Here is a 17,363-nt window from a genome sequence, read left to right on the forward strand (position 1 = left end):
GGTGATTGTTTCAGAGTAAGTCGATTGTGCTGCCCGCAGCGAGTGCGGCTGAAGCAGCGTAGGGCGCGTGCGTAGGGAATCGGCGTGGCGTCGCGAATGCGTATGCACATGCAAGATTGAGCGCGCCGCCAACGAGGAACAGCGCGTAAAAGCCTTGTCCAAAGCCCCATGACGTGGTGGCGAGCGCCGCGCCTGCAAGCATGCCTGCGTGATGCGCGAGGCCGGGGCAGCCGGCACCCGACGCGCGAGACGCTCGGCCGCCGCGCATGAGCGTGGGGAGCGTCAGGTAATCGAGCACGGCGAATGCGGGGGCAGCGAGCGCAGCCCACGGCGCGAGACAATCGAACGTGAGCGAGGCGAGCAGCGAGCCGCGCAATACGAAGAGCACGAGCAGCGCGCGCCGGTAATCGACGCGATCGGCGAGCCAGCCTGCGAGACTCACCACGGCGAGCGACGTCACTACCTGCGTCACGGATATCGGAGCGCCACCGCAGAGCGCAAAAAACTGGAAGCGCGCGAGCACGCCGCTCGATAGGCCCGCAAGCAGCGCGGGTGCGGTGAGCAGTATGCCGTTGTGCCACACTGGCGCCGTTGCGTGCGTATGCATCGATCGTGCCGCGCCATCACGCGCGCACCGCAAGTGCGCACACGCAGCGGCGATCAGGGCGATGCCGCCCAGGATGAGCGGCGTCTGCGCGAGCGTTGCACCTGCGCGCGCGCCGGCGCTCATTGCCGCGATCGTGAGGACGAGTGCGCTCGCGATCGGCACGGTGGCACGCGTCGCGATGCAGCGAGCAAGCGTGCCTGGGATCAGCGCCATCGCAAGCAAGGCAAGCGCGCTCGCGGCGAATGCGGCAAACGGCGCGCCGGCCTGCATCGCCGCGATCATGACGCCTCCAGCAAGCGCGCTCGCGCCGCCTGTGATCGACGCCCAGACACACAGCGGACGTCCCGCGTGCATCACAGCAAGGCGGCGCTCGCGCGGCATCATCGCGTGCTCACTGCTTGCTGCGGCAGCACGATTTTGCTTCGGGCGCATTTGCATCGTCCTGCACGCTATGCGGATCGCGCCCGCCCGGCAGGTCCATCGCGGGATTGCCATAGAAGAAGTTGTTGGGCTTGAGCATGAAGCCCGCATACTCCACCGGCATCACGGGGAAATCCTCGGGCTTGCACACGTGCGTGTGGCCGAAGCTGTGCCACAGCACGATGTCCTCGTTCTCCACGTTGCGGTTCGCCTCGATATAGCGCGGCAGGCCGTCGCCGCCCGCGTGCTGGTTCGGATAGTCGCCGCTCGCGTAGCGCTGCGTCGCGTCGTACGGCGTGACCCACACGTGGCGTGTGGCAAAGCCGCCGCGCTGGCGCACTTTCGAGTTGGGATCGGCGAGCATGAGCGGCGAGTCGTTGATGATGAGCTTGTAGCCCGGATTCGCACCCACGCGGTTTTTCACGTTCGGGTTCACGACTTTCCAGAAACGCCCGGTTTGACCGTTGGCGTTACGCGCCGCTTCCTGCTCGGTCTTGAGCACGCGCTTGCTCGTATCGAATACGTTGCCGTACGGATTCTCGGCACCCATCGCGCGCGGCGTGAATTCATGCTCGGTGACGGAGTTCTTCTCGCCGTCCACCATCATGTGCAGGCGCGCGTTGAAGAAGTGCTGATGCGTCGGGCCGCCCAGGTTTTCGGTGACCATGCCGCCCCACGGGTAGGTGTCGCCGTCTGCCACTGCCGAGGTCTGGATGATGCCCGTGAGCTTGCATTCGAGCTGGATCGTGCCGTCTTGATAGAAGTACCAGTAAAAGCCGTAGTCGTAATTGCCCACCGTCGCGAAGAAGGAGATCACGAGGCGCCGCGAACGGCGCATCTCGAACACGCCCGTGCGGAACTCATAGTGCTTCCAGAGTGTGCCGTAATCCTCCTCGTGCAGGCACACCGCATTCTTCATGTTGAAGCCGTTGCCGAAGTCGTCGGCGGACGGAATGTCGAAATAGCGGATCGTGCCGAGGCAATCGCAGCCCAGTTCGAGCTGGTTCGCGAGCTTGCCGAGTCCATATTCGCCCGCATCGAAGGCGCTTTTCCAGTAGTGGTTCGTGGTGGGGTCCGAGTAGGGCACGCACATCTCGGTCACGCTCGCGCGGTAGACGATAGGGCGCGGCGCGCTCTTACCATCGTCCCACGTGATCTGGTGCAGCACGAGCCCTTCGCGCGGCGTGAAGCCCACGCGAAATTTCCAGTTCTGCCAACTAACCTGCCAGCCGTCTATCGTGAAGCTCGGGCCTTCAGGCTGGCTGATGGAGAGCGGCTTGACGGTGGCGCGCGGCGCGCCGAGGCTTGGCGTGTCGTAATTGTGCTTTGCGCGCGGAATGGGGATGATGCGGCCGTCGTCGATCAGCTCGATCACCTTGTGCGCGAGCAGGTCCACCACGGCGACGACGCCTTCGATGGGGTGCGCGTAACCATTGTCGGTCAGGGACTCGCGGTAGTAGCTCACGCAGCGCACGAGGCGGCGGCCGTTTTCGTTCGGACGGTCGAACGCGCCAGCGGAGAACGGATCGACCTGCACGCGCTCGAGTTCGTCTTCGGTGAGGCCGCGCTTTTTCATGGCCTCGCGCCACGCCGCGTCTTCCTTGACGATGCGCTCCGCATTCATGAAGTCTTCGATCATCACGGGCGGCTGGCCATAGGGCGCGCTTTGCAAGCCGAGCGCCTTGCGCGATTCCACTTTCTTCTCGCGCAGGTCCACGACGAATTCGAGCGTCTGGCTGCGGGTGCGATCGATCGCGATGACGAAGGCGCGGCGCGAGTAGTAATCGCCATGCTTGTATGCCAGCACTTCCGCTTTGGGCGGCTCTCGCAGTTCGGCGACAGGAAAGCGCCCATATTCATCGAGCTGCTCCGTGGCTTTCACGATGTCACAGGCAAGCTGCATTTCGGCAAGGCTCAACGGGTCGAGCGGATACGCGTTCGGATTCGTGTTCATAAGCATTTCGTAAGGATGACGTTGGGCGCAACATGGCGTGGGACGGGATGAAGAATCCGCATTCGTCTCACACGATGTCGATGGGTCAATCGTAGAAACGCCGTAATTTTTTCGCGCTTGCAAAACGCGCCAAAGGGGCGATAGAGTGCGCCAGAGACGATCGATGGCTAAAACCGTCGGCGCATACAGGCCCTAATGGAGCGAGACATGAAAAGAGTGCCTGTCAATAGCGGTTTCCCCATGATTCGCGGTGCCGTGATGGGTCCCATCGTGCGTGCGCTCGACGCCGCTGGTGCGGACTGCGATGCATTGCTGGCCGAGTTCGGCCTGAGTCGCCGGCAACTTTCCAATCCCTATGAAATCGTGGCGCTGGGGCGTTACGTCGGCGCATTCGAACGCGCGGCGCAAGTGCTCGACGAACCCTTTCTCGGCCTGCGTTTAGGCGCTGAATTGCAGCTCACGGAACTGGGGCCGGCTGGCCTCGTGTTCATGTCGTCGCCCACGCTCGGCGCCGCAATCCGTAAGTTCACCGATACGCTTGGCTCGTGGCAAAGCGCGACGGCTGTCGATCTCGTGAGCGACAACGCATGGCCGATGTGGAGCTATCGCATCGCGCATACGCAGATCTGGCCGCGCCGGCAGGACGCCGAGTACAGCGTATCCGCCATGTGCCACATGATTCGCCAGGTGCGGGGCGTGGCGTGGACGCCGTGCGAGATTCATTTCGAGCACGCAGCGCCCGAGGACCTCAAGCCCTATATGCGCCTCTTTCGCGTGCCGGTGCGCTTCCAGCAGCCGGCAAACGGCGTGGTCGTGCACCCGCACGATCTCGACACGCCGCTCAAGAGCGCCGACGTGCAGATGGCGCGCATGATGGAGCGCCACGCGACCGACCTCATTTCGCGCGACACGATCCCGCATACGCTCGTGGACCAGGTGCGCGATCTCGTGACGCGCCGGCTCGCGCGCGAGAAGCTCGTGGTCGGCGATATCGCGAAGGACCTCGGGCTTTCGGACCGCTCCTTGCAGCGGCACCTCGCCGACGCCGGTACCTCCGTGCGCCAGATCATTCGCGAAGAGCGCGAGCGCAGCGTGGCGGTGCTGCGCGAGCAGGAGGGCATGACCAACGCGGCCGTGGCCCGCGCAGTAGGTTATGCCGACGCCACGGTGCTATGGCGTGCGACGCGCAACTGGGGCCGCCCAGGCGCTAAACGAAGCCGCTAGCGCCAAAGTCGTGAAAGCAGATTGATGGCTTTCGGTAAGTTTGTGGGCTGAATAAAGTACGAATTCCCAGCTCAAGGCATTAATGAGGATGCCGAAGGTAATATCGACCGCTTCCACGCGGTTAAGTGAAAACCCGCTCCAGCCCTGGCGCACTTTATCGAGTAATTGGCGCGTTGCGCCAAGTCGGCGAGTTTATTAGCTGCCTACCATGCGCTCAATCCGAATCGGGAAATTCGATTCGTCGAGCGCCAGAGGCACGCGGTTCTTCATCGTGTCGTATGGCGAACCCAGAACAGACACCAGCAGAGGCAACGATGAACGAACCGTATTCTCCCGCTCACCTCGTTGGAGACAACGCGGCAGTGGACTCACAGCGCAGCCTGCTCGGACTTTGGCAGATCGTCTTTCTCGTCATTTCCGCAGCGGCGCCGCTCACCGGCATGCTGGGCGCGGTGCCGCCGGCCATCAGCCTTGGCAACGGTGCGGGCATTCCCGGCGCATTCGTGATCGCGGGCGTGGTGCTGCTCGTGTTCAGCGTGGGCTTCGCTTCGATGAGCCGCCACATCGTGCGCGCCGGCGCGTTCTACGCTTACATCACGGCGGGTTTCGGCCGCCCCGTCGGCATGGCCGGCGCGCTCGTCGCGCTGCTCTCGTACACGAGCATCCAGATCGCGCTGTACGGTCTGTTCGGCTTCTTCTGCACGGTGGTGCTCGGCCCATTGATGCATGGTTCGCTGCCGTGGTACGCGTATTCATTCGCGTGCCTCGTCGTCGTGCAGTTCACCGGCATTCGCGGCATCGACCTGAACAGCCGCCTGCTCGGCGTGCTCATGTGTCTCGAACTCGGCATCCTGCTGGTGCTGAGTCTCGCGATCGTGATTCATCATGGCGGACCGGATGGCCTCACGCTCGCGCCGTTTTCGCCGCGCCACGTATTCAGCGGACACCTCGGCATCGCGGTGATGTTCGCGCTCGCGTCGTTCATCGGCTTCGAGGCCACGGCGATCTATGGCAAGGAGTGCCGCGACCCGAAGGTCACGGTGCCGCGCGCCACGTATGTTTCCGTTACGCTGATTCTCGTATTCTTTGCGTTCGTCACGTGGGCCATCGTTTGTGCCTACGGCATCAGCAACGTCACGGACGTCGCGGCGAAACAGCCGGGCGACTTCTGGTTCATCCAGTCGACGAAGTACCTGGGCGGCGCGATGACCACGACGATGAGCTTCCTGCTGCTTTCCAGTATCTTCGCGAGCCTGCTGTCGTTCCACAACACAATCGTGCGATACATCCACGCACTCTCGGGTGAGGGGATTCTTCCCGCGTTGCTCGACCGCCTGCATCCGAAGTATGGATCGCCGTATCTCGCGAGCTATCTGCAGACGCTTTCGGTCGCTGCGCCGGTGGGCCTTTTTGTTGTCGCAGGCAGCGATCCGTTCAATATCGTGTTCAGCTGGGGCTCGGCGCTCGGCACCATTGGCATTGTCATGCTGCAGGCGGTCACGAGTTTTTCGGTGGCGGCGTTTTTCCGCGCCACCAGGAAGGACACGCGCCTGTGGCACGCGTTCCTCGCGCCTGTGCTGGGCGGCTGCGGTTTGCTCGCCATCGGCATCGTGCTAATCGGCAATCTCGACGCGCTCGCCGGCTCCGATAGCCCCGTCGTGCGCGCCTTCCCGTGGGTCGTTCTCGCGGTGGCGCTGATCGGCGTGGCGATTGCCTTCGTGCTCAAGCGTTCGCGACCGGACATCTACGCCCGGTTCGGTCAATAAAAATTCGCCAGCGACGCGCTTCGCGCAAAGCCCTCGATTCACGCAGTTCTTGACAAGTGCGGCGCACTCTCCGGCGCCGCGCTCCGGCCGCGCACGTGCATGCAGCGCAGCGGCCCACCTCTCTCGAAAAGACAACGACATGGCAAATATCGTCAAGCGCACGGCGCTGGCGCTGGCTTCGTGCGCCGTAGCGATTAGCGCACACGCGCAATCTTCAGTCACGCTTTACGGCACGGTGGACGCGGGCCTCATCTATTCGAGCAACCAGCAGACCACGCACGCAGACGGCAGCACGAGCGGCCACGCAAACTGGCAACTGGGTGGCGGCAACCTCGTGCCGTCGCGCTGGGGCCTCACGGGCAGCGAAGACATTGGCGGGGGCACAAGCGTCAATTTCACCCTCGAAAACAGTTTCTTTTCGCAGAACGGCGCGCTGCTGCAGGGCGGCACGCTCTTCAACCGCAACGCCTGGGTGGGCGTTGCGAACAGCCACTACGGCACGCTCACGCTGGGTCGCCAGTACGATCCGTTTTCTGACGACCTGGGCGCGTATGTGTCGAGCAACAACTGGGCGACGCTATATGGCTCGCACTTCGGCGACGTGGACAATCTCAACGAAGCATTCAACTTCAATAACTCGATCAAATACGTGAGTCCGAGTTTCGGCGGCTTCACGCTAGGCGGCCTGTTCAGTTTTGGCGGCGTGGCGGGGAACTTCTCTCAGAACCGCGGCTGGTCGGTGGCTGCGAATTACGCAAACGGGCCGCTTTCGCTCTCTGCCGGTTACCTCGAGTTGCGCAATCCGCTGCAGGCAGCGCTGGGCGGAGAGACCGGCTATATCGGCGATTTCAGTTGCAGCAATCCGAATGCATCGTACTGCCAACTTCAAAATGCGCAGCGCGTGAGCATTTTCGGCGCGGGTGGCTCGTACGCGTTCGACAAGGTCAGCGTGGCGCTCAGCTATACCCATACGCTTCTCTCACAGAGTCTCTATTTCGCGGATGCGGCGCGGCCGCAGGGCGCGGACATCTCGTTCGATATTGCCGAGCTGAACACGTCGTGGCAATACTCGCCCGCGCTGCAGTTCGGCTTCGCTTATATCTTCAACGACGCGCATCCGGACGGCGGTTCGTCCACACGGCTTCACCAGATCAATCTGGGCGCGGTCTATAGCCTCTCGAAGCGCACGGCGGTTTATGCGGTAGCGATCGGCCAGAAGTCGTCGGGGGCGGGTCTTGGGATCGATGCTGCGAGCGGAGCGACGCAGAACCTGGCGCAGATTCCGAACCTCGTGAATTCGAACACCGACAAGCAGCTTGCCGTGATCGCGGGTATTCGCCACAACTTTTAAACGAAAAGCCGCAGCGCAGCATGATGCGCCGCGGCAACCCGCGGCGCGTACACGCTGGCGCGACGCACGCGCCGTTCGGCAGTAGAATGTTCGGGTCCGCTTTTCGTGTGAGCCCGCGCATGAAAGTTGCCTTATTCGTCCCTTGCTTCATCGACGCGTTCTACCCCGAAGTCGCAATCGCCACACTGGAACTGCTGGAGCGTTTCGGCTGCGAGGTCGACTATCCGCTCGAACAGACCTGCTGCGGCCAGCCCATGGCCAACAGCGGCGCGCAGGCCGAGGCAGCCGGCGCGGAGCGGGTGTTTGCGCGCGCCTTCGCGGGCTACGACTATATCGTCGGGCCTTCGGCGAGTTGCGTGAATCACGTGCGCGACCACTTCACCGCGATCGAGCAGACCGACGCCGTGCGCAAGGTGCGCGAGAGCACGTATGAACTCGTCGAGTTCCTGCATGACGTGCTGGGCGCGCGCGATTTCCCCTGGGCCGAATTTCCCTGGCGCGTGGGTTTGCACAATAGCTGCAGCGCGCTGCGCCATTTGAAGGAAGCTTCCGTTTCGGAAATCGCGGGTCCGACATTCTCGAAGCCACTCGCGCTGCTCGAACACGTGAAGGGCATCGAGTTCGTGAAGCCGGCGCGCCCCGACGAATGCTGCGGTTTTGGCGGCACCTTTGCCGTGACTGAGGAAGCGGTGTCGGTGCGCATGGGTCAGGACAAGGTGGTCGATCACGTGAGCGCGGGCGCGCAATACATCGTGTCTGCCGACATGTCCTGCCTCATGCACCAGCAGGGCTGCGCCGAGCGCATGAGCGCGGACATCCGCTTCATCCATATTGCCCAGGTGCTCAACGGAGCGCGCGAATGAAGCGAGTCGAACACGCGAAGCTCGCTGGCACGTTTCTCTCGCGGCCGGAGCATGTGGCTTTCCACGACAAGCGTCTGTGGGACTTGCGTTCGAAGCGCGACGCGCAGGCGCACGCCATTCCCGAATGGGAAATGCTGCGTACGCTCGCCTCGCAAATCAAGGCGCATACGCTCTCGCATCTCGCCGACTACCTCGACCATTTCACGCGCACGGCGCAAGCCAATGGCGTGCAGGTCCATTTCGCGGATACGGCCGAGGAGCACAACGAAATCGTTTATCGCATCCTGAGCGAGCGCGGCATGACGGCGCTCGTGAAGAGCAAGTCGATGCTTACCGACGAGTGCGAGATGCGTCCGTACCTGGAGTCGCGCGGCATTTCGGTGATGGAGACCGACCTTGGGGAGCGCATCCAGCAGCTCGACAAGCAGCCGCCCAGCCATATCGTCGTGCCCGCCGTGCACAAGCTGCGCGACGACGTGGCCGAAGTGTTCGGCCGCACCATCGGCACGGATCCGCACAACAACGACATTCACTATCTGGCGGAAAGCCAGCGCATGAATACGCGGCCGTGGTTCGTGCGCGAGAAAACGGCGGGCATGACCGGCTGCAATTTCGCGGTGGCCGAAACGGGCACGGTGGTGGTGTGCACCAACGAGGGCAACGCGGACCTTTCCGCCAACGTGCCGCCGCTGCACATCGTCTCGATGGGCATCGAGAAGCTGATTCCGCGCCTTTCCGATCTCGGCGTATTCGTGCGCATGCTCTCGCGCAGCGCGCTCGGCTCGCCGATCACGCAATACACCTCGCATTTCCGCGCGCCGCGGCCCGGTGCGGAAATGCATTTCGTGCTCGTCGACAACGGCCGGTCTGAGCGGCTCGCCATGCCCGAGTTCTGGTACTCGCTCAAATGCATTCGCTGCGGCGCGTGCATGAATACCTGTCCCGTGTACCGGCGCAGCGGCGGCCTCTCGTACGGTAGCACCTATGCGGGGCCGATCGGCGCGATCATCAATCCGACCTTCGATCTCAAACGTTTCAGTGCGTTGCCGTTCGCTTCGACGCTCAACGGCAGTTGCACGAATGTGTGCCCCGTGAAGATCAATATTCACGAGCAGATCTACCAGTGGCGGCAGGTCATCGCGGCACAGCACGAAGTGCCGTTCGTGAAGCAGGAGGTGCTGAAGATGGCTGGCCGATTGCTCGGTAGTCCGACGCTTTATCGCGGCGCGGTGAAGTCGCTCGAGGGCGCGTTGCGGCGCTTGCCGAACTTCATGCTCTACAACCCGCTCAATATTTGGGGCAAACAGCGCGATCTGCCGCACGTGCCGCATACCACGTTCCACACGTGGTACCGGAAAAACCGCAAAGGAGGCGGCGATGGCGGATCGTGAGGCGTTTCTCGCGCGCGTGCGCGCCGCGCAACCCGCGCACGAACCGTTGCCGGAGGTGCCGCTGTTCGACGCGCCCGCCGGCGATTTGCGCGAGCGCTTTGGCGTCGCGCTGAAACTGATGGGCGGCGGCGAGACGCAGGTGCAAAGCGCGGCCGATGTGCGCGCCATGATCTTGCGCCGCTTTGGCAGCGAGGCGCGCATCGCGTCGGCCACGCCAGAGGTGCAGGGCACGCGCGAAATCAGCGCTGCCACGAAACCGGCCTCGCTCGAAGACGTCGACGTGGGCGTGGTGCGCGCGCGCTTCGGCGTGGCGGAAACGGGATCGCTGTGGCTGAGCGAGCGCGAGTACGTGGTGAACGCGCTCGGCTATCTCGTGCAGCATCTCGTGGTGCTGCTCGATCCCGCGCAACTGGTGGCGGGGCTGCAAGACGCGTACCGCCGCGACGATTTCCGCGGCGCGCGCTACGCGGCGCTCGTGACAGGGCCGTCCGCGACGGCCGATATCGAAGGCGTGCTGATCCAGGGGGCACAAGGGGTGCGGTCGTTGACGGTGGTGTGGCTACCGGCGCCGTGACGGTCGCACGCCATGGTCATCCACGTCCTTCTCCTGAGCGGCTTTCTGCTGGCGAGTATCGCTCTCGTGCAGGCGGTGAGTCTGCGCTGGTCGATTTCCGAATCGGTCCTGCTCGCCGCGTGGGGTTTCACGCTGGGCGGCATCTATCTCGTGAGCGGCGAGGCGTGGCCCACGCTCGCCGCGAACTTCGTGATGCCCGCGCTTGCGCCTCGATTGCCGCCCGAGGCTTACCTGTGGATCTTCCTGCCGCCGCTGCTATTCCAGGCCGCGCTCAGCGTGAACGTGCGCGAGATGCTCGGGGACGCGGCGCCCATTTTGCTGCTTGCCGTGGTGGCCGTGTTCGTTACGACCGGCGTGGTGGGCGGCGCGATCCGGCTCACGGGCCTCGGTCCGCTCGCCGACGGCCTCCTGCTCGGCGCAATGATCGCGACGACCGACCCTTCCGCCGTGCTCGCCGTGTTCCGCGAAGTGGGGGCGCCCGAGCGGCTCGTGCGCCTCGTGGAAGGCGAGAGCCTGCTCAACGACGCGGCCGCCATTGCCATTGCTGGCGTGCTGATCGCCGCGATCACGGGCGATGCCGCCAATGTCTCGGCAACGGCCGCGCTGCGTGCGCTCGGCATCGCACTCGGCGGAGGGCTGCTGGTCGGGGCGTTGGCCGGGCGCGCGTTCGCATGGCTCCTGCCGGTGCTGGGCGGCGAGGGCAAAGCCGAGATCTCGCTCAGTTTCGCGTTGCCGTATCCGCTCTATCTCCTCGCCGACCAGACGTTGCACGTCTCGGGCGTGGTGGCCGTGGTTGCGGCCGGGCTCGTCATTAGCGGTCTGGGAAGCACGCGCCTGTCGCCTGTCAACTGGAAGCATCTGCAACTGATCTGGGAACAGATCGCGGCCATGGCGGGCGCTGCGATCTTTCTGCTCGCGGCGATGCAGATTCCCGCGACGCTGCGTAACGCGCAGTGGATCGATCTCGTTGCGCTCGCCGTCGTGGTGGTGGCGGCGTTCGCGGCGCGGGTCGTCGTGGTGTTCGGCATGCTGCCGTTGCTGAGCCGCCTGCGGCTCACCGAGCCCGTGAGCGCTGCCTACAAGCTCGTGATTGCATGGGGCGGGCTGCGCGGCGCGGTGACGCTCGTGCTCGCGCTCGGCCTCGCGCAGGACACGGCGCTGCCCGATTCCACGCGCCGCTTCGTTGCGATTCTCGCGACGGGCTTCGTGCTCGTGAGCCTGATCGTGAACGGCACGTCGCTCAAACTGCTGATCCGGCGGCTGCACCTCGATCTGCTTTCGCCGCAGGAGCAGGCGCTGCAGCAGAAGGCGGTGCAGCTTTCGTCGATCGGCGTATCCGAACGCGTGCATATGGCGGCACGCACCTTTCACATTCCCGATGCGATCGCCGACCAGGCCTGCCATACGTTCCGGCGCAGCGTCGACATGAGCGCGACTGCATTCGATTTCGAAGCGGCGCTCTCCGACCGCGAGCGTCTTGTGATCGGCCTCGTCACGCTCGCGGCGAAGGAGCGCGACCTCATTCCGCAGTATGGCAGCGGCATCATCACGATCCGCAATCTCGACGCCATGATGCGCAACACCGACGCCATGATCGAAGAGGCGCGCGTAGGCGGGCGCCTCGGTTATCAGCGCGCCGCCGCAAAAATACTGGCGGATACGATTGAGATGCGCGTCGCACGATTGCTTTATCGCTGGCTACGCGTGCGGCAGCCGTATGGCGACGCGCTCGCCGATCGATTCGAACTCCTGATGTGCCGCCGGGTCGTGCTGCATCAGCTGATCGTCTTCAACGACCGAAGCCTCACGCCGTTGCTGGGCGAGCGTCTCGCGGCGCTGCTCAAGACGATACTCAGGGCGCGCATCGCGACGGCCGAGCATGGGCTTGCGGACGTGCGCCATTGCTTCGGCCAGGCTTCGGACGTGCTCGAGCGGCGCATGCTGCTGCTCTACGCGCTGCGGGAAGGGCGCGAACGCGTGCAGGCCATGTATGAGGACCGCTCCATTTCGAAGGAGATCTACGATTCGATCAAGCGCGAACTGGACACCGCGTGGAAGCTCGCCGTACCGCGGGCGCATCCGGATCTCGTGCCGGGCGAGACGCAGGCGAAGGCGATTCATACGCGCATCGACGCATTGAGCGTCGGCGGCGCCGAGGCGTACACAGAGCCTGCAAAGGCGCGCCCCGACACCGCCGCACAGGTGGAAAACGCCGCCGCCGATGAACGGAGGCCGTCGCCATGACCGAAATTCAGCAGGCCTTGCTCGTGTTCGCGCTATTGCTCGGGGGCACGGGCCTCGGCGTGCTGTTGCGACCGTTGTTGCCCGAGGAGCATCGCAAGCATGAAACCGTGCAGCTCGTGCAACTCGTGATCGGCATGCTGGTGACCTTTGCGGCGCTCGTGCTGAGCCTGCTCACCGCGTCGGCGAAATCGAGCTTCGATACGGCGACCAACGACATGCGCGCCTACGCCGCCAACCTGATCCAGCTCGATCAACGCCTGCGCGAATACGGTCCCGACGCGGCCGCGGCGCGCACCTTGCTGCGCGCCTATACGGCAAGCGCCATCGCCTCGACCTGGGCGCAGGAAAAGCCGCCGTCGGGCAACTACTATCCGCATGATCCGGGCGTCGGCAACGACGAACTCGAAAGCCGGCCACTCGGCGCGCTGCTCGACTCGGTAGGGCACGAAATCGAAACGCTCGCGCCACACGACGCCTACCACCAGGCGCTCGTGAGCCCGCTCTCGCAGATGTTCGACCGCGTGACCGATACGCGCTGGCGTCTCATCGAAGAGGCGCATGGCACGATTTCGCGGCCGTTCTTCACGATGCTCGCGCTCTGGCTGATCCTGATCTTCCTGAGCTTCGGGCTCGTCGCGCCGCGTAACGCGCTGGCGATCGTGCTGATCGTGCTTGGCGCGGTGTCGATTTCGTCGGCGGTCTACGTGATTGCCGACCTCGATACGCCGTTCACGGGGCAACTCATCGTGCCGAGCGATTCGATGCGCGACGCGCTCGCGCACATGAATGCGCAGGCGACGTAGCGACGCGGGCGAGCCACTGCGCTAGACTCGCGCGACGTGACGCCTACAGGAAAGGAGGTTCGCAATGTTGCGCAAGACGCTCAATGCTACGCGGCTGCAGGAGCAAGTGCACCGGCGCATCCACCGGCTGCAGGAGGTGGTCGACGACGGCGTGAAGATCGGCGTGCCGCGCCCGCAGTTACAGGAGCCCGACCGCGGCGGCTGCAACTGGACGATGCAGCACTTTCATAACGCGGCTGGCTTCGAAGCGAGCGTGGCGCGCGTGCTGGAGCAGGTGCGGTCCGAATACAACCTCGCGCAGACACAGGATGACGGCGTGGAGGACGATGCCGGCCAGGCGGCCGACGCGCGCGATCCGTTCGGCGGAGCAAAGCGCGCCGCCGCGGAGAATCCGTTTGGCGGACCGAAACCCGCCCAGGCTGCGAACCCGTTTGGAGAGGCGAGGCCGTCGGGCAAGCCGGATCCTTTCGGCGATACCGCACCCGCGAGTGATGAAGCGCCGCCTGCGAAGGACAAACGCCGGGCGAATCCGTTCGGCGATTGAGCGATGCGCCGCGCGCCGCCCATTTCGAGCGGCGCGCGTGGCGCAATTTTCAGCTTTCTTCCGCTGCGGCCTTGCTGCGCGCTCGGCGCGCACGCGACGGCGCTTTCTTTGCAGCGGGCTCGGCCGGCGCTGCGGCCGCGCCCGCCGGTTCGTCCGCGGCGCTCGCCGGCGTCTCGGCTGCTTTCTTCGATGTCCTCTTGCGCGCGGGGCTCTTGCGAGCCGCCGTCTTGCGCGGCCGCGCGGGGGCGGGCGCGGCGGTCTCGACATTGGTGGCCTGTTCGGGCGCCTCGTATGCCTCTTGCGGCGCGTGGGTGCTCCCGTTCGCGTCGAATGGCTCGGCGGAGAAGGGCGGCGCGGCGTCGTGCCGATGCGCTGCGTGAGCGAGCACTTCGACCGGCTCGAACGGAATCTCGCCTTGCGTCTCGACCGGTTGCTCGACTGCCGTTTCGCGCACGTCGGCCGCGCCGCTTCCACGCCCATTGCGGCGGCCCTTGCGCCTGCCGCGCGGCTCCTCGGCACGCGCCGCCGTGTTTTCCGGCGCTGACACACTGGCGGCGGCAGCCGCGAGCGGGGGCGGGTTCAGCCGTGACACCCACGTACCCGACTTGTCGTCGCGGCCCACTTCGAGCAGGCCGCGCGACTGCGCCTCTTCGAGCAGATTGCCGAACGCGCGGAAGCCGTAGCGCGTTTCGTTGAAGTCAGGCCGGCGGCGCTTGATGGCGCTCTTGAGCACGGAAGCCCAGATCTTGCCGCTTTCGCCACGCTCCAGCAAGAGCGCGTCGAGCGTTTCGATCGCAAAGGCAACGGCTTTCGACTTGCGCTCGTCGCCGTCCTGCTTGGGCTGGCGCTCCTCGCCGCCCTGGCGTTTCGCGCCGCCGGCGTCCTTGCTCTTGCCCTTGCCATGCGCCTGCTGATCGCGCACGAGGTCGCGCACCAGATCGTCATAGAAGATGAATTCGTCGCAATTGGCAACGAGCAGGTCGGAGGTGGAGTCCTTCACACCCACGCCGATCACCTTCTTGGCGTTTTCGCGCAGCTTCGAGACGAGCGGCGAAAAGTCGGAGTCGCCGCTCACGATTACGAACGTGTCCACGTGCGACTTCGTGTAGCAGAGATCGAGCGCGTCCACGACGAGGCGGATATCGGCCGAATTCTTCCCCGACTGGCGCACGTGAGGAATTTCGATCAGCTCGAAGCTTGCTTCGTGCATCGCGGCCTTGAAGCCCTTGTAGCGCTCCCAGTCGCAATAGGCCTTTTTCACGACGATGCTGCCCTTGAGCAAGAGCCGCTCCAGCACGGGCTTGATATCGAAGCGGTCGATCTTCGCGTCGCGCACGCCGAGCGCGACGTTCTCGAAGTCGCAGAACACCGCCATGCTGACGTTTTCCTGTGGGGAAGCCATGTGATTGATTCGTTCCATCTACCGTTTGAATTCACATGATAGCCGGTTGCACAGCGATGGGCCGGGAATCGTCATAGTGGCGTGTCGCCCCGCGCACCTGTTGGTTGTGTGCGCAAGCATGGTTATCTGGAGCGATTTTCGAATGTGAGGCCGTAAAACGCAGTCATTTTCACGTTTATCCAATTCCCTAACAGCTCCTTAACAAGCGTGTAACACAACTTACATAGACTTTCCGCGAGTCAAAATCCGTCGGGTGTGTCCGACTTATAACGAGGGACAGTTGTGAAGAAAATACAGTCGCGCAGGGGCGCGCTCGCGATGCTGGCGAGCATCGGCGTAATGGCGGGGTTATCTGGTTGCGGAAGCAACGGTTCGGACGGCGGACCGAAGGTCACCGGTCAGGTGCTCGGCAGCTATATCCAGAATGCGGCGGTCTGCCTGGATGTGAACAACAATGGCAAGTGCGACCCGGGCGAGCCGGTCGCGCGCTCGGATGCCCAGGGCAAGTTCTCGATCTCCGATACGAGCAATGGGTCGTGGAAGTACATCGTTGCCGACCTGAGCGGCGCCACGGAGAACGACGCATCGGGCAAGAACATGGGCACGGCGTTCAACAGCACGGCTACGTTCCGTTCGCCGCGCGGCGTCAGTTCCGTCAGCGCGATCACCACGCAGCTTTCGCAACTGATGGACAGCGGCCTGTCGCAGTCGGATGCTCAAACGCAACTGGCGAACAAGATCGGCACGACGCCGGACACCCTGCTGGGCGACTTCAACACCAACGGCAACGCCGTGGTGAAGGCAGCGAGCGACCAGTACATTGCAACCGTCGCTTCGAGCAAGGCCATCAAGCACGTCTGGGTTATCGTGCTCGAAAACAAGAGCGCGGAATCGACGTACGGCACGACGGCCTCGGATTCGAACCAGGACCCGTACCTGAAATCGCTGATGCCGCAGGGCACGTTCCTCTCGAACTACTACGGCACCGGCCACGTTTCGCTGGACAATTACATATCGATGGTGTCGGGTCAGCCGTCGACGCACGACACCGAAACGGACTGCTTCCAGATTTGGTCCGATATCGTGGATGCCGGCAACGACTCGGCGAACCCCAAAGTTCTCAAGGCAGGGACGGACGTAAACGGCCACCAGAGCGGCGGCTGCGTGTTCCCGGCTCGCGTGCAGCATATTGGCAACCAGATGGAACAAGCCAGGCTCACGTGGCGCAGCTACAACGAGGACATGGGCAACGACCTGAACCGTGACGGCACGAGAACCTGTTCGTTCCCGCGCCGTACCGCGCAGCTCGCGGGCACCGACCCGACGAAGGGTGTGGACGGCACGCAGGCCGCGCAGGCTCCTTCTGCTTCGGGTGACGTGGCGGGCGATGAGTACGCAACGCGCCATAATCCGTTCCCGTATTTCCATTCGACCATCGATGATCTGGCGAACTGCGACGCGCACGTGGTCAACCTGCAAGACGACCTGGCAACGGATCTTCAGTCGATTGCCACGACGCCGAACTTCTCCTTCATCACGCCGAACCTGTGTGACGATGGTCATGATGGTGACGGTACGGGCGCTGCGGGCAAGGGCTGCAAAAACGGTCAGCCTGGTGGTTTGGCTTCGATCGACGCGTTCCTGAAGAACACGATCCCGCTGATCCAGGCTTCGCCCGCCTACAAGCAGGACGGCCTGATCATCATCACCACGGACGAAGGCGTCGTGACCGGACTGACGCCGACAACGGCGGTCAGTGCAGATGGCACGACGCTTTCCCTGCTGGAGCCGGAGATGGGCAACCAGTGCCCTGGCTGCAACCAGCAAACGGGTCCGAACGTGACGCGTCCGGAACAGGTCACGATGTCCACGCTGCCGGTGGCTCAAGCAGCCCTGCTCGGTATCAACCCGGCGACGCTGCCTGCATCCGTGCAGAGCGTGTCGATTGCGTTGAACTACCTCGGAGTCGGTGGCGATCAGATTGGTACGCTTCTGCTGTCGCCGTTCATCAAGGGCGGTCACGTGGATAGTACGGGCTACAACCACTACGCGATGCTGCGTTCGCTCGAAGACAACTTCGGCATGGGCTCGTATCTCGGCTACGCCGATGATGCATCGCTCAAGCCGATCTTCACGTCGGCCAACATCGATAACCGCTAGTCTCTAGCGGTCTCACAAGTACTTTGTTGTCTAAGCCCGGTTCTCCGTTTGAACCGGGCT

12 protein-coding genes and 1 pseudogene are annotated in these 17,363 nt (G+C 63.9%); 10 read left to right on the forward strand and 3 right to left on the reverse strand.

Translation table 11 applies throughout. The features are described 5' to 3' along the window. Window positions 1-10: 10 nt before the first annotated feature. Both M3I54_RS26955 and M3I54_RS26960 read right to left on the reverse strand, forming a co-directional pair. Window positions 11-1,039: a hypothetical protein gene (locus M3I54_RS26955; protein WP_254341636.1), complete on the reverse strand. Its 1,029-nt coding sequence runs from the start codon at window positions 1,037-1,039 to the stop codon at window positions 11-13. Continuing rightward, window positions 999-2,981: a primary-amine oxidase gene (locus M3I54_RS26960; protein WP_254341638.1), complete on the reverse strand. Its 1,983-nt coding sequence runs from the start codon at window positions 2,979-2,981 to the stop codon at window positions 999-1,001. Before M3I54_RS26960 ends, M3I54_RS26955 begins: the two co-directional genes overlap by 41 nt. A 207-nt stretch (window positions 2,982-3,188) precedes the next feature. On the opposite strand from M3I54_RS26960, the gene M3I54_RS26965 reads away from it, so the two are divergent. The 9 genes and pseudogenes from M3I54_RS26965 to M3I54_RS27005 form a co-directional block, all read left to right on the forward strand. After that, window positions 3,189-4,205: an AraC family transcriptional regulator gene (locus tag M3I54_RS26965; RefSeq protein WP_254341640.1), complete on the forward strand. Its 1,017-nt coding sequence runs from the start codon at window positions 3,189-3,191 to the stop codon at window positions 4,203-4,205. 314 nt (window positions 4,206-4,519) lie between these two features. Then, window positions 4,520-5,971: an APC family permease gene (locus M3I54_RS26970; protein ID WP_254341642.1), complete on the forward strand. Its 1,452-nt coding sequence runs from the start codon at window positions 4,520-4,522 to the stop codon at window positions 5,969-5,971. A gap of 139 nt (window positions 5,972-6,110) precedes the next feature. Further along, entirely contained in the window at window positions 6,111-7,322 is a 1,212-nt protein-coding gene (locus tag M3I54_RS26975) for a porin (protein ID WP_254341644.1), read from the forward strand. 119 nt (window positions 7,323-7,441) lie between these two features. Beyond that, window positions 7,442-8,185: a (Fe-S)-binding protein gene (locus M3I54_RS26980; protein ID WP_254341646.1), complete on the forward strand. Its 744-nt coding sequence runs from the start codon at window positions 7,442-7,444 to the stop codon at window positions 8,183-8,185. Further along, on the forward strand, window positions 8,182-9,576 hold the full coding sequence (locus M3I54_RS26985) for a lactate utilization protein B (RefSeq protein WP_254341648.1): 1,395 nt from the start codon (window positions 8,182-8,184) through the stop codon (window positions 9,574-9,576). Before M3I54_RS26980 ends, M3I54_RS26985 begins: the two co-directional genes overlap by 4 nt. After that, on the forward strand, window positions 9,563-10,150 hold the full coding sequence (locus M3I54_RS26990; protein WP_254341649.1) for an LUD domain-containing protein: 588 nt from the start codon (window positions 9,563-9,565) through the stop codon (window positions 10,148-10,150). The genes M3I54_RS26985 and M3I54_RS26990 overlap by 14 nt, the downstream gene beginning before the upstream one ends. A 12-nt stretch (window positions 10,151-10,162) precedes the next feature. Then, complete coding sequence (locus tag M3I54_RS26995) at window positions 10,163-12,394, forward strand: sodium:proton antiporter (protein ID WP_254341650.1); 2,232 nt, start codon at window positions 10,163-10,165, stop codon at window positions 12,392-12,394. Then, entirely contained in the window at window positions 12,391-13,197 is an 807-nt protein-coding gene (locus tag M3I54_RS27000; RefSeq protein WP_254341651.1) for a hypothetical protein, read from the forward strand. The genes M3I54_RS26995 and M3I54_RS27000 overlap by 4 nt, the downstream gene beginning before the upstream one ends. A gap of 64 nt (window positions 13,198-13,261) precedes the next feature. Next, a pseudogene (locus tag M3I54_RS27005) lies at window positions 13,262-13,510 on the forward strand (hypothetical protein); the annotation flags it as partial. A 280-nt stretch (window positions 13,511-13,790) separates the two neighbouring features. Here M3I54_RS27005 and M3I54_RS27010 read toward each other — a convergent pair. Further along, entirely contained in the window at window positions 13,791-15,143 is a 1,353-nt protein-coding gene (locus M3I54_RS27010; protein WP_254341652.1) for an NYN domain-containing protein, read from the reverse strand. Between the two features lie 282 nt (window positions 15,144-15,425). On the opposite strand from M3I54_RS27010, the gene M3I54_RS27015 reads away from it, so the two are divergent. Then, complete coding sequence (locus tag M3I54_RS27015) at window positions 15,426-17,303, forward strand: alkaline phosphatase family protein (RefSeq protein ID WP_254341654.1); 1,878 nt, start codon at window positions 15,426-15,428, stop codon at window positions 17,301-17,303. Window positions 17,304-17,363: the final 60 nt, after the last annotated feature.

The organism is Paraburkholderia sp. CNPSo 3274, assembly GCF_024206475.1.
Taxonomy (GTDB): Bacteria; Pseudomonadota; Gammaproteobacteria; order Burkholderiales; family Burkholderiaceae; genus Paraburkholderia.

What these genes read in the sequence shown, in the direction of transcription:
- M3I54_RS27000 (WP_254341651.1), top strand. Translation starts at nt 12,391, where the DNA reads ATGACCGAAATTCAGCAGGCCTTGCTCGTGTTCGCGCTATTGCTCGGG.
- M3I54_RS26980 (WP_254341646.1), top strand. Translation starts at nt 7,442, where the DNA reads ATGAAAGTTGCCTTATTCGTCCCTTGCTTCATCGACGCGTTCTACCCC.
- M3I54_RS26995 (WP_254341650.1), top strand. Translation starts at nt 10,163, where the DNA reads ATGGTCATCCACGTCCTTCTCCTGAGCGGCTTTCTGCTGGCGAGTATC.
- M3I54_RS26960 (WP_254341638.1), bottom strand. Translation starts at nt 2,981, where the DNA reads ATGAACACGAATCCGAACGCGTATCCGCTCGACCCGTTGAGCCTTGCC.
- M3I54_RS26965 (WP_254341640.1), top strand. Translation starts at nt 3,189, where the DNA reads ATGAAAAGAGTGCCTGTCAATAGCGGTTTCCCCATGATTCGCGGTGCC.
- M3I54_RS27010 (WP_254341652.1), bottom strand. Translation starts at nt 15,143, where the DNA reads ATGGCTTCCCCACAGGAAAACGTCAGCATGGCGGTGTTCTGCGACTTC.
- M3I54_RS26955 (WP_254341636.1), bottom strand. Translation starts at nt 1,039, where the DNA reads ATGCGCCCGAAGCAAAATCGTGCTGCCGCAGCAAGCAGTGAGCACGCG.
- M3I54_RS26970 (WP_254341642.1), top strand. Translation starts at nt 4,520, where the DNA reads ATGAACGAACCGTATTCTCCCGCTCACCTCGTTGGAGACAACGCGGCA.
- M3I54_RS26990 (WP_254341649.1), top strand. Translation starts at nt 9,563, where the DNA reads ATGGCGGATCGTGAGGCGTTTCTCGCGCGCGTGCGCGCCGCGCAACCC.
- M3I54_RS26975 (WP_254341644.1), top strand. Translation starts at nt 6,111, where the DNA reads ATGGCAAATATCGTCAAGCGCACGGCGCTGGCGCTGGCTTCGTGCGCC.
- M3I54_RS26985 (WP_254341648.1), top strand. Translation starts at nt 8,182, where the DNA reads ATGAAGCGAGTCGAACACGCGAAGCTCGCTGGCACGTTTCTCTCGCGG.